General features: G+C 52.6%; 12 protein-coding genes, 2 tRNA genes and 1 other RNA gene. 10 read left to right on the forward strand and 5 right to left on the reverse strand.

Annotation, left to right across the window (positions count from 1 at the left end):
- Positions 1–1,261, reverse strand: a 1,261-nt coding sequence (locus F7B33_RS07680; RefSeq protein WP_297074025.1) for an FAD-dependent oxidoreductase, incomplete at its 3' end; no start/stop codon positions are given.
- Positions 1,262–1,385: 124 nt separating this feature from the next.
- On the opposite strand from F7B33_RS07680, the gene ffs reads away from it, so the two are divergent.
- From ffs to F7B33_RS07715, 7 genes are all read left to right on the forward strand, one after another.
- Positions 1,386–1,699: signal recognition particle sRNA (gene ffs / locus F7B33_RS07685), an RNA gene on the forward strand.
- Between the two features lie 61 nt (positions 1,700–1,760).
- Positions 1,761–2,663 carry a dihydroorotate dehydrogenase gene (locus F7B33_RS07690; protein ID WP_297074026.1) on the forward strand — a complete coding sequence of 301 codons (903 nt, stop codon included), beginning with the start codon at positions 1,761–1,763 and terminating at the stop codon, positions 2,661–2,663.
- A gap of 49 nt (positions 2,664–2,712) precedes the next feature.
- Entirely contained in the window at positions 2,713–2,949 is a 237-nt protein-coding gene (locus tag F7B33_RS07695) for an AbrB/MazE/SpoVT family DNA-binding domain-containing protein (RefSeq protein WP_297066575.1), read from the forward strand.
- Positions 2,937–3,347 (forward strand): PIN domain-containing protein, encoded by a 411-nt coding sequence (locus F7B33_RS07700; protein ID WP_297066572.1) that lies wholly within the window; start codon positions 2,937–2,939, stop codon positions 3,345–3,347. The genes F7B33_RS07695 and F7B33_RS07700 overlap by 13 nt, the downstream gene beginning before the upstream one ends.
- Positions 3,344–4,063 carry a 7-cyano-7-deazaguanine synthase QueC gene (gene queC / locus F7B33_RS07705; protein WP_297074027.1) on the forward strand — a complete coding sequence of 240 codons (720 nt, stop codon included), beginning with the start codon at positions 3,344–3,346 and terminating at the stop codon, positions 4,061–4,063. Before F7B33_RS07700 ends, queC begins: the two co-directional genes overlap by 4 nt.
- 67 nt (positions 4,064–4,130) lie before the next feature.
- Positions 4,131–4,207 (forward strand) — tRNA-Phe (locus tag F7B33_RS07710).
- 8 nt (positions 4,208–4,215) lie between these two features.
- Positions 4,216–4,293, forward strand: a tRNA-Gly gene (locus F7B33_RS07715).
- Between the two features lie 79 nt (positions 4,294–4,372).
- Here the strand turns inward: F7B33_RS07715 and F7B33_RS07720 are convergent.
- From F7B33_RS07720 to F7B33_RS07730, 3 genes are all read right to left on the reverse strand, one after another.
- Complete coding sequence (locus tag F7B33_RS07720; protein WP_297066566.1) at positions 4,373–5,515, reverse strand: RNA ligase; 1,143 nt, start codon at positions 5,513–5,515, stop codon at positions 4,373–4,375.
- A 70-nt stretch (positions 5,516–5,585) separates the two neighbouring features.
- Positions 5,586–6,134 (reverse strand): 50S ribosomal protein L16, encoded by a 549-nt coding sequence (locus F7B33_RS07725; RefSeq protein WP_297066563.1) that lies wholly within the window; start codon positions 6,132–6,134, stop codon positions 5,586–5,588.
- A gap of 75 nt (positions 6,135–6,209) precedes the next feature.
- The gene (locus F7B33_RS07730) at positions 6,210–7,367 is read right to left on the reverse strand and encodes an MFS transporter (protein WP_297066561.1); all 1,158 of its coding nucleotides are present in this window, start codon (positions 7,365–7,367) and stop codon (positions 6,210–6,212) included.
- A 163-nt stretch (positions 7,368–7,530) separates the two neighbouring features.
- On the opposite strand from F7B33_RS07730, the gene F7B33_RS07735 reads away from it, so the two are divergent.
- On the forward strand, positions 7,531–8,685 hold the full coding sequence (locus F7B33_RS07735) for an alanine--glyoxylate aminotransferase family protein (RefSeq protein WP_297074028.1): 1,155 nt from the start codon (positions 7,531–7,533) through the stop codon (positions 8,683–8,685).
- A gap of 28 nt (positions 8,686–8,713) precedes the next feature.
- Complete coding sequence (locus F7B33_RS07740; protein WP_297074030.1) at positions 8,714–9,451, forward strand: hypothetical protein; 738 nt, start codon at positions 8,714–8,716, stop codon at positions 9,449–9,451.
- Here the strand turns inward: F7B33_RS07740 and F7B33_RS07745 are convergent.
- Positions 9,448–10,029 carry an ATPase gene (locus tag F7B33_RS07745; protein WP_297066598.1) on the reverse strand — a complete coding sequence of 194 codons (582 nt, stop codon included), beginning with the start codon at positions 10,027–10,029 and terminating at the stop codon, positions 9,448–9,450. The two genes, F7B33_RS07740 and F7B33_RS07745, sit on opposite strands and share 4 nt — an antisense overlap.
- A 207-nt stretch (positions 10,030–10,236) precedes the next feature.
- Here F7B33_RS07745 and F7B33_RS07750 point away from each other — a divergent pair.
- The coding region (locus F7B33_RS07750; RefSeq protein WP_297074031.1) for an amino acid--tRNA ligase-related protein at positions 10,237–10,717 on the forward strand (481 nt) is incomplete at its 3' end.

Below are 10,717 nucleotides of genomic sequence, written 5' to 3' on the forward strand. Positions count from 1 at the left end.
CTGTCGTGGCCTCCTCTATTCCAGCCGAGTCGCCTGCAACGAATATTCCCCTGACGGTCGTCTCCATCCATTCATCTCTAACCGCAACGTGACCTCCAAGCTCGCGGACGTACTTTATTTGACAGCCCGCTTGATGGAGAAGCTCTATGCTCGGCCTCAGACCAACGGCGAGGGCTATGACGTCAACCTCGAAGGTCTTCTCCGTTCCGGGAATAGGCTTCCAGTTCTCGTCGAGCTGGGCTATTACCGCCTTCTTCACCTTCTCCTTCCCCTCAGCGCGGAGAATCGTGTGTCTCGTCAGTATCGGCACTCCAAGCCTTCTGACCTTCGCCGCGTGCACGAAGTAACCACCAACCTTGGGCATCGCCTCGACTATAGCCTTCACCTCCACTCCAGCCTGAATGAGCTGATACGCCAGAATAAGCCCCACGTTTCCGGCCCCGACTATTAAAACCCTCTCTCCCGGTTTTACGCCGTAGGTGTTCATAAGTGTCTGAATGGCTCCGGCTCCGTAAATTCCCGGTAGGTCGTTGTTCTCGAAGGGTATCATCCTCTCCATCGCGCCGGTGGCAACGATAATTGCCCTCCCGCGGAATTCAATCAGCTCCCTGTTGTTTTTAACAGCTAAAACGAGCCTCTCATCGCCATCTTGGAATATCCCCACAGCAGAGGTTTCGAGGAAGACCTCCGCGTTTTTCCTCTTTTTGAGTTCTTCCTCAAGGATTTTCGCTATCTCAATGCCCCTCACTCCAGCGAACTGCTCCCTCTCCCCGAAGAACTTGTGAGTCTGCTTGACGAGCTGGCCTCCAAGCATGAGGTTCTCATCGATGAGAACAACCTTTGCCCCTGCATCGGCCGCGTTGATTGCTCCCATTAGTCCCGCTGGACCGCCTCCTATAACAATGATGTCTGCCTCTATGACTCTTGCGTCCTTGAACTCCGGTGGCTTGGCTTTCCTCGGAAGTTTTGCCCTCCCCTGTTGGCGTTCTATTCTCATTCCGCTTTCAACGGGTGTTATGCACGTCCTCACGTTGGGAATCCCATTCACGACCATAAGACATGAGGAACACTTTCCTATAGCACAGAACAGCCCGCGGGGACGCTTCTCGTTTGGGGAGTAGTTGAGAATCCTTATTCCGGCGGCGTGGAGAGCCGTCGCAATCGTTTCGCCCTCGTGGGCCTTAATTGGCCGTCCTTCAAAGTAGATGGTAACCTCTCTTCCGCGCTCAAACCTTAGAATAGGATGTTCACTGAGGCGCACTGAAAGTCACCCATGAGCCTGTACGGGCCAGCGCTTATGAAAATTTTTCAATACTTTGGTGGGAAACCTTTGGTTTTTGAACCTACCAAACCTTTATATATCTGGCCCAGAAACTAAAACTTGGCGGCGGGCTAGGCCGGGGGGTTCGGCGTCCCCTGTAACCGGAAACCGCCGACATGCCGGGGCCGAAGCCCGGGGGGCGGTTCCCAAAACCGTGCCCCGAAGCCGGGGTGCAACGATGAGCCCTCGTCCCGGGGGGCCGGCGGTGGGCGAGGTTCGGCTGGAGGGCCGGACTAACGCCCTTTGCCCGCCGAACCCCGCCAGGCCCGGAAGGGAGCAACGGTAGGCGGGACGTTCGGCGCTCCCGGGGTAGCGGGGGTGAGGGAGCCCCGGTGGAGGGGTACGGCGGAGGGTTCCCACTCCCGGGCACGCCCGCCGCCACTAGACTTCTGGCAAAAATCTTAATAGCACTTGGCTCTTTTGCCTTTGAGGTGTCAAGATGGTCAGCCTTGAGCTCGAGCTCTTCGGGATAAAGTTTGAGAATCCCCTCATTCTCGCCTCTGGAATCAACGACAAAACTCCCGAGCAGTGGATTCGCGCCCACGAAGAAGGGGCTGGTGGAGTCGTAACAAAATCCATCGGAATCGAGCCTAGAAAGGGCTACGACAACCCAACCATCGTTGAGCTCCCCTACGGCCTGATAAACGCAATGGGCCTTCCAAATCCCGGCTGGAAGGGCTTTCTGGAGATGGTTGAAGGCTACACTTTCGACTTCCCCCTAATTGTCTCGATTTTCGGGGGAACACCGGAGGAGTTCGCCTTTCTAGCGGAAACGCTGAGCGATGTGGCGGATGCCTTCGAGCTGAACCTCAGTTGTCCCCACGCGAAGGGCTACGGCATGGAAATCGGGCAGAATCCGGAGAACGTCTATGATGTTGTTAGGGCAGTTAAGGAAGCAACTAACAAACCGGTAATAGCGAAGCTCACTCCCAACATGGACGACATAACCAAACTTGGACTCGCCGCTGAGAAAGCGGGAGCAGATGGAGTTTCGGCGATAAACACGCTGAAGGCGATAGCAATTGACATCTACGCGAGAAAGCCGATACTGAGCAATAAAGTCGGCGGCTATTCCGGGCCTGGAGTCAAGCCCGTTGCTTTAAGGGCCGTCTACGACCTTGCAAAAATCCTTGACATTCCTGTGATAGGAATAGGTGGCATAACCACCTGGCAGGACGCGGTTGAGTTCCTATTAGCTGGGGCCTCGGCTTTGCAGATAGGAACCGCCGTCTCACTCCGTGGCTGGGAGGTCTTCAGGGAAATAAGTGAGGGAATTGAGCGCTATCTTGAGAAGGAGGGCTTTTCGAGCGTGAAGGAAATCATCGGGCTGGCTCTGGGGTGAGCGTAAGGGTTATCTAGGAGAAGGGTCTACTATACTTTGGTGAGCTACTATGCCGCTCACGAAGGTCACCCGCAACTACCAGATAACGATTCCAGCCGAGATTAGAAAGGCCCTTGGCATAAAGGAGGGCGAATACCTGAGCGTCGAACTGAGGGGAGACGAGATAGTCATCAAAAAAGCCGAAATGGAGTGGCCGAGTCTTGACCTTGGAAGGGACTTCACGCCGGAAGAAATCGAGGAGAACTCCAGAAAAGCTCTCGCGGAGGCATCTAAATGGGAAGGGTAGCGGTCGTTGATACGAACGTCCTCCTTTACTCCATCAACCGCAGCTCAGAGAGATATAGAGAAGCAAGGAAATTGATAGACTCCCTTGATAAGGTAGTGCTACCGGCAATCGTTGTCTACGAGTTTATCTGGAACTTGGCGTTGGCAGGGGTTGCACCCGCGGAAGCCGAGAAGACTCTAACAAGGATTCTTCTAAACGAGAAGGTTAGCCTCGCCGATGACAGAAAGTACCTACTTCCGGCCTTCAACCTCTTCGGAAACCTCAGCTTAAAACACTATAACGACTCTGTAATCCTCGCGGTGGCCAAGGAAGTTGGAACCCTCGCGACCTACGACAAAAAGCTTAGAAACCGTGCTGGAAAACTTAACGTTAAACTGCTCCCGGAGGTGGTTGAATGAAGCGGGCGGTCGTTTTGTTCTCTGGAGGACTTGATTCAACGGCCTGCCTCTACTGGGCTAAGAGGAACTACGACGAGGTGATAATGCTCACAGTCAACTACGGTAGCAACGAGGAGAAGGTAACGAACAGAGTGGCGGAGTTCTTCTCGAAGGAACTAAACGTTCCGCTGAAGATAGTTCGCCTTGACTTCCTTGAGGAGTTTTCCAAACTGAGGGGGACTACGCTAGTTGGCGGGGAGACGCCTAAAGTTACTGGAAAAGAGCTCGATGACATGAGCATTGCTCAGGAGACGGCCAGAAGCGTCTGGGTTCCAGCGAGAAACGTGGTTTTAATAGCCGTAGCCGCTTCTCTCCTTGACGCCTTGGGTGGCGGAGACATAATAGTTGGCTTTAACGCGGAGGAGGGGGCAACGTTTCCTGACAACACACCTGAGTTCGTTGAGAAGATGAACGAGATGCTCCGCTATGGGACCATGGCAGAAGTCAAGGTTGTTGCTCCGCTCATAGACCTCGACAAGAAGGGCATAGCGAGGCTTTTGAAGGAACTAAATGCCAAATACGAGTACTCCAACTCCTGCTACATGCCGAAAGGCTTCACCGAGGACGGAAAGCCCATACACTGCGGGGAGTGCGAGAGCTGTGTCAGGAGGCACAGGGGACTCATTGAGGGAATTGGTGAAGATAAGACTGTTTACGCTGTCGAACCAAGGATTTGATGTCCATCTTTGTCTATTGGCCACCGCAAGATTTATAAATCCGCTCTGGCCTTTTATCTTTGGGCGTGGGGCGGTAGCTCAGCCTGGGAGAGCGCCGGACTGAAGATCCGGGTGTCGGGGGTTCAAATCCCCCTCGCCCCACCACTTTCTGTGCGGTGGTAGTCTAGCCTGGTCTAGGACACCGGCCTTCCAAGCCGGTGACCCGGGTTCAAATCCCGGCCACCGCACCACAACCTGCTTCTGAAGCCTTGAAAGAGCGTCTTCTTGCAAACAGGGACAGCAGATGGAGGTGAGTAAAAAGAAAAAGGTTCAGTCAACAAAAGCCAGCCCGTTCCAGAGTTCCCTTATCTCGCGAGTCGCATCAGGGTAAAGCCTCTTGAAGGTTATCCTCCAGTAGCCGTTCTTGAGGTCTTCAATGTCCTCTATGTGGATTTTGAGGCCGAGCCTTTCGAAGTGGCTCACCATCCTGTAGGCTGTGCTTATGTTTTTCACTCTTATAGTGAAGGTCTCCTCGACATTGTGGCCTTGGGACACCTCGAGGATGCTCTCCACGAGGGGTTTTAGGAGGGCTTCCCCAAGGGCTTTCGCGTGTCCCTCGAATTCCTCGCCCCTGAGTTTTTTCTCGGCTATGTAAAATGCCACTCTGCTTATCCTCCCCATAAAGTATCCCCCGGGTAAGTCAAAGAAAATCTTGGAGCCTATCTTTATGTCGTTGATGTTAGCGTAGGGAGTTACGTACTTGGCTACTTTTCTCATGTCCGGGGTCTTCATTACAACGCCTTCCCTCCCCTCTTCGCTCAGCTTCTCGATGAGCTCCATGAGTTCTTCGGTTCTGTTTCTATCAAAGAGACCAAAGCGCTCGACCTGGGGGATTCCGTACTCTTCAGCCAGTTTGTAGCGCTCCTCAACGGGAACACTCCTACCAGTTCCCTTCTCCTGGACGTCAAAGAGGAAAAAGGCTATGTCCTCCTTCACGTAAGGTGGCCCCTCAACGAGGTAAGGGCTCTCAGGACCTGCCATCTCGCCAACGAGAATCAGGTTGGGATAATCCCTGAAGAAATCCTCGCTGATGAAGTCGAGAATTCGCTCGGTTGTGAAGGGGCAGACAAAACCACCCCTTGTGAGGGCCAGAATTTTGTCTTTGACCTTAACGACGCGTACGTTGTAGCCGTCCACTTTTTCCTCGACGTAAAACGGTTTGTTCTTGAATATTCTCTTCACTCCGTTCTCAAGCTGGACGATTCTCTTTATGTGGGGAAATCCCAAAACGACTGTTCCGTCATCAAAAACGACTGTTCCCCTTCTAAATCCCTTCGCGGAATCGCGGAAGCGGACGTAGTAGATTCTTTCAAACTGGTCCTCCTCTATTCCCCCTTTCCCCTCGAGGACGTTAAGTCTCTCCTCGGGAAGGCCGAGTTTGAGTAATAGCCCCCTAAAATGTGAACTTACCATGCTCCCCCACCGGCTTAAAATGAGAAAGGGGCATTAATAACAATTTAGGATTATGAAGGAAGTAAAAAACTCAGCGCTTCATCGTGGAGAGGACCTTGGTGGTGACGTCGTTTCCGTTCTTGTCGTAAATCCTGTAGTAAGCCGAGTATGGAAGCTTCATCTTGGCCCTTCTCATTGCCTCAAGGGCGAACTTGAGGTGGTTCTCGTTAACCCAGACGGTGAGAATCTTCTGGTTCTTCTTGACCCTTGCGGCAAGTCCAATTGGCTTTCCAAAAGGTCTGCGCATACCGTTTCCATAACGGTCAGCCTTCCTCCCGGTAGCCATGGGGTTCTCTCTAAGCACCTGGAAGGGGAAAACGCGTATCTTGAAGTGGTAGTTGCTCCTTCCGACGTTCTTCTGGAGGTACCTGTTCACCTGTATACGAATCGCCTCAAGGGCGTTCTGCCTTATCTGCATGGCCTGCTCGGCGTGGAGGCTGACTTCATATTGGAACTCCGCCGAAAGGTTGCCCATATCGAATATCGTTATCTTCGGTCCTGGGGCACCGCGTATGTATTCCCTTCTCGTGTAAGCGGGCTTGTCAACGTCCCTATCAATCTTCGCTGGCCTAAGTCCCATAATCTCACCTCCAAATGAGCGTAAGCTAAAGCCTAAACTCAGACGAGTTGAGTTCCTTATAAAAGTTTTGGAGGCCTATTCCTCCCCCACCTTCACCCCCTCAAGGATGAGCCCGAGAGAAACCGGCAGGAAGACAAGCAGGGCGATGTTCAGTGTAACGACGGAGTGAATTTCACCCAGCGAATAGGCAAGGCCGAAGAGCATTCCGCCAACGAAGGTCGAGATGTTCTGAAGGCCATTGACACCTCCTATCGCAAGCGAGGAGCGGTGGTAGCTTGCCAGAACTTTTCTAGAAATGGGGCGGAAGCTCTGAAAGGCGAAGAGAGCCAGAAAAATCCCGAGGAAAACCGTTGGGGCGGTCTTTATCGAGGCCAGAACTGGTGATATACCCGCCAGAAGGGCGGTCATTTTAACGGTCTTAGCTTCGCTCCTCACGTCGGCAAGCCACGAGACGAAGTAGCTCAGCAAAGCTGACAGGAAACCAGTCCAGCCCAGTAAAACTGCCGTCCTCTCTCTGCTCAGCCCCAGGGCCTCTGAGACGTAGACGTAGGTTATTTCGCCTGAGGTAAAGGCCACTATAATTGCCATGAGCGAGGCGATTATTAAAATCCTCCTTGGGTTGAGGCTCGGCCTTTCTCCTGAGACCTTCCTCCGCCTCGGTGTTATCTCGGCGTAGAGGAGGTAGTAACTGAGAAGCATTATAAGGCCTGTCAGAACGAAAAAGACTGAGGAAATCCACATCTGGCCGGCCAAGCCGAGGTTTACGGTGTAAGCATAAACGTAGTTGCCGAGGAGCGAGGCGATGCTCCCGAAGAAGAAATAAACTGCCGTGACCCTTGCCCTTATTTCCTTTGGCGTCGTAACAGCTAGAACGAACTGGGCCATGGGCCAGCTTATCCCGTTAAGAAAGCCGTTGAGGAGCTTTATCCCGAAAACCTGAAGCCAGCTTGATGTCAGGGGGTAGAGCTGAACGGCCAGGGCGTTTCCCATCATGGCAAGTCCACCCAAATAGACAAGCTTTTTCCCCTTCTCAAGCATAAAACCACCGAGGACCGAGGAGAAGGCCCTCGCCAGAACGAAGGACATCGAAACGAGGGAAACAGCCAGCATGCTGGCCTTTAGAACGTCACGCGTGTAGAAGGCTATGGCCGGGGTTGCCAGACGGAAGGCTATGGTTCCCGTGAAGGCCGAGACGATGAGCAGGACTATACCGGCGAGGCGCTTCCCCTCCATTAGACCACCTTTTGAACGCTATGCACTTGACTTAAAAGGGTTCTCCCCCTGAAGGTTTTTCGAAAATCTAAGTGAAAATATGTAGCAACGTTCCAATTTTTTGCAAATAGCCGAACGAAGCCTTTTTACATCCCTCCCACCAAAGCTCCCCGAGGTGATTATGATGGAGTTACGCTTCGACATGGCCTATGAAGACGCTTACAGGGAAGTCTACGAGATGGTAAAGCCGAAGTACAAGCTCTTCACAGCCGGACCCGTTGCCTGCTTCCCAGAGGTCCTCGCGATAATGTCCGTCCAGATGTTCAGCCACCGCTCTGCCGAGGCTAAAGCCGTCCATGTGGACACCCTTGAGAGGCTGAAGAAGTTCCTTGAGGCGGATAAAGGCGAGGTAATACTCTTCCCAAGCTCCGGCACCGGATTCATGGAGTCCGCTGTTAGAAACACGATACCGAGGGGTGAAAAGGTTCTGGTTACCGTCATAGGTGCCTTTGGTAAGCGCTTTGCAGACGTTGTCGAAGCCAACGGTAGGAAGGCTGTAATCCTTGAGAAGGAACCCGGACAGGCGGTTAAGCCGGAGGAGCTCGATGAGGCCTTAAGGAAGAACTCCGACGTTCACGCGGTAACGATAACCTACAACGAGACTTCCACTGGCGTTCTCAACCCGCTCCCTGAGCTGGCGAAGGTGGTTAAAGAGCACGACAAGCTTCTCTTCGTCGATGCCGTCTCTGCGATGGGCGGTGCCGACATAAAGTTCGACGAGTGGGACATTGACCTGGTCTTTGCGAGCAGTCAGAAGGCCTTCGGCGTTCCTCCGGGATTGGCGGTAGCTGCTGTCAGCGAGAGGGTTTTTGAGATAGCGGAGAAGATGCCGGAGCGTGGCTGGTACTTCGATTTGCCCCTCTACAAGAAGTTCAACGAGAAGAAGAAGGGAACGCCCTCAACTCCACCGCTCCCACAGATATTCGGCCTCAACGTTGTTCTCAGGATAATCGAGAAGATGGGCGGAAAGAAGGAATGGCTCGACATGTACAGGAAGAGGAGCGAGATGATAAGGAACGGAGTCAAGGAGATGGGCCTCGGAATTCTGGCAGAGCCAGGTTATGAGAGTCCAACGATTACTGCCGTTGTAGTTCCGGAGGGAATAAAGGGAATAGACGTCTACAACGCCATGCGCGAGAGGGGCTTCGAATTAGCTAAGGGCTACGGAAGCGTCGCTGAGAAGACCTTCAGGATTGGAAACATGGGCTACATGACCTTTGAAGACATAAGGGAGATGCTCGACAACCTCAGGGAGGTCATAGAAAAGCTTAAGGGCTGACCTCTACCTTTCATTTTAGTGAAAGACCATGGTTTCGAAGAGAAAGGTCGGTCTTATCGCCCTCTGGCTGGTTATGAACACGCTCCTTTTTTGGTTCGTGGGCCTCGCTTCCAGCGGTTATTCCCTTGAGGGCTACCTACCGGGGGAGACCGAGAAGGTTAGGGAATACAGCCCGGTAATTTACGCCGAGCCGGGCGACATGCCCCAGGGAATCCTCTACATGGTCTCGCGTAACGGGACGGTTCAGTACTACATCGTCTGGCGGGACGAGTACTTCTCTAACTTGGTCATAGACAAACTTTACCGCTTTTTCAGGGGCCTTGTTTACAGCGGGGCGACGCAGGACATAGAGGTGTTCAAGATAAACCCGGGAGACGGTACCTTTTACTTTCAGACAAAGGGCCACGTTGAGGTTCACGGGAAACTCCTCCCCGGTAGAAAATGCCTCTGGCTTGAACGGAACGTCACCGTCTCCAACTGCGCTGAAAACGGGAGCCACGTTAAGCTCTACGTTGTGACGTGGAACCACATGCTCTCCCTCCAGCCCGAAAACGGAACCGTTAGGACGGAGCTGAAAATGAGGCACATGACCCCGGAGGACTACGTTTCCCTCGGGATGTTTAGGAGAACGCAATACAGCATGGCGGGAATAACGTTCAGCTCCCTGACCCTCGCGCTATTGGCAACGCTGGTTTTCAACGGGGTTCTCTACTTAGCTTGGAGAAAGGGCTACCTCAGGGTCTTCAAAAAATTGTGGGAGGATTAGGTTACAGGGATTAACTCCCCGTCCTTTATCCTGTAAATCCTGTTTATCTTCTTCATTCCGGTTCTCCAGTCCCTGCTCAGCTCTACTAGAACGTCGAAGCGGTTGAATGTGTTCTCATCTATTCCGAGCCAGTGCATTGTTTCGGCCTTCAAGTCGTTGCTCATAGCCAGGGACGTTACGATGAAAGCGTAATCATCTATCAGCTCGTCGAGAACCCTCGGGACGCTGATGGTGTGAAGGGTGTCTACAACAACGTAGTCAGGCTTCAGGCTCTTCAGTTTCCCGATGACCTCATCGGTTCTTTCGTTCGTGCCCCTCTGGTCGAATGCAGTATCGATAACCTCGATGTTCTTTCTGAATGGCTTAAACTCGCCGTAGGCAGTAACGACGGCCACCTTCCAGTCCTCTGGAACGTAGTGGAGGAGCGCCTCGACGAGCTTTGTCTTTCCGCTCCTGCTCGTGCCGGCAATGAGAACGTCCCTCTTGGCCAGGATTTCTTCCTTCAAAAGCTCCATCTGCTCAGGCCTTGCCGAACCGTAGCGTATCAAATCCTCGGGCTTGAAGATGTAGACGCCCATGGTTTCCACCGAGGGTATTCTGTCTCAGGAGTTATAACTCTGCCGTTTGGCTCTTTGAAGTCTGTTGAAATTATGACAATTTAATCTTAAAATTTAGAAATTTTATCAAGAAAAATGCTTAATTTCCATCATTTTTGTCAAAAATTCAAGGATTTTTGCACAAGGGCAATAAACCCTAAACAACTTGACGAAAAATTGGTGATTAACATGAACGCTCTCCAAATTGTAAGTAGAAAAATTGACCCAATAGCGGACGTTCAGACGAGGGTGATTGCTTACCTTACCGGCGAGCTTTCAAAGAGGGGCTTTCGCTGGCTACTCCCAGTTGTTCTGAGCTCGATAACCGACCCCCTCTGGCCGGACCCTGCCGCGGGAGAAGCCCTGAGACCACCTGAAGTGGAGGTCTACGGAGAAAGGCTTAGGTTGACCCACAGCATGATACTTCATAAGCAGATTGCAATAGCTATGGGAGTTGACAGGCTCTTTGTCCTCTCGCCGAACATAAGGCTTGAGGGAAGGGAAGCGGACGACGGCAGACACGCATACGAGTTCACCCAGCTCGACATGGAAATCGCTGGGGCGAGCATGGACGACGTTATGGGCCTCATAGAGGAGCTAATCACTGGCCTTTTCAGGGAGCTTAGACCGGTCGTTTGGGAGTCCTTTGAGAGGGAACTGCCAAAGGTGA

The organism is Thermococcus sp. (genome assembly GCF_015523185.1).
Lineage (GTDB): Archaea > Methanobacteriota_B > Thermococci > Thermococcales > Thermococcaceae > Thermococcus.

What these genes read in the sequence shown, in the direction of transcription:
- F7B33_RS07690 (WP_297074026.1), top strand. Translation starts at nt 1,761, where the DNA reads ATGGTCAGCCTTGAGCTCGAGCTCTTCGGGATAAAGTTTGAGAATCCC.
- F7B33_RS07745 (WP_297066598.1), bottom strand. Translation starts at nt 10,029, where the DNA reads ATGGGCGTCTACATCTTCAAGCCCGAGGATTTGATACGCTACGGTTCG.
- F7B33_RS07695 (WP_297066575.1), top strand. Translation starts at nt 2,713, where the DNA reads ATGCCGCTCACGAAGGTCACCCGCAACTACCAGATAACGATTCCAGCC.
- F7B33_RS07730 (WP_297066561.1), bottom strand. Translation starts at nt 7,367, where the DNA reads ATGGAGGGGAAGCGCCTCGCCGGTATAGTCCTGCTCATCGTCTCGGCC.
- F7B33_RS07740 (WP_297074030.1), top strand. Translation starts at nt 8,714, where the DNA reads ATGGTTTCGAAGAGAAAGGTCGGTCTTATCGCCCTCTGGCTGGTTATG.
- queC (WP_297074027.1), top strand. Translation starts at nt 3,344, where the DNA reads ATGAAGCGGGCGGTCGTTTTGTTCTCTGGAGGACTTGATTCAACGGCC.
- F7B33_RS07735 (WP_297074028.1), top strand. Translation starts at nt 7,531, where the DNA reads ATGGAGTTACGCTTCGACATGGCCTATGAAGACGCTTACAGGGAAGTC.
- F7B33_RS07720 (WP_297066566.1), bottom strand. Translation starts at nt 5,515, where the DNA reads ATGGTAAGTTCACATTTTAGGGGGCTATTACTCAAACTCGGCCTTCCC.
- F7B33_RS07725 (WP_297066563.1), bottom strand. Translation starts at nt 6,134, where the DNA reads ATGGGACTTAGGCCAGCGAAGATTGATAGGGACGTTGACAAGCCCGCT.
- F7B33_RS07700 (WP_297066572.1), top strand. Translation starts at nt 2,937, where the DNA reads ATGGGAAGGGTAGCGGTCGTTGATACGAACGTCCTCCTTTACTCCATC.